General features: G+C 36.6%; 1 pseudogene. It reads left to right on the forward strand.

Going from position 1 to position 262, the window contains the following annotated elements:
• Positions 1–262 (forward strand): annotated as a pseudogene (locus UC75_RS20030) (LlaJI family restriction endonuclease); the annotation flags it as partial.

A 262-nucleotide genomic window follows, 5' to 3' on the forward strand; every position in this document is an offset into this window, starting at 1 on the left:
TTTCTTTTTCCCACGGCAGTCAGATATAGAAAAGATTAAACTTGCTCCTGAACAATATACAGCTCTTCTGATGCAGGCACTTTTTAAATTTGCCCAAGATTCAAAAACACAGGTCAACAGCCCTGAAGATGGAGCTGATGAAACCGGTTTTGAAAAACTTGAGATGTTCAAATATCTGATTAATGATTTCCAGCAACACGGAATTTTCAAGAACGAAGAAATTCTTCTAAGGAAGAATTCCGGAAAAACAGACTGGAAAAAA

Source organism: Acinetobacter sp. V2 (genome assembly GCF_001188385.1).
GTDB lineage: Bacteria > Pseudomonadota > Gammaproteobacteria > Pseudomonadales > Moraxellaceae > Acinetobacter > Acinetobacter oleivorans.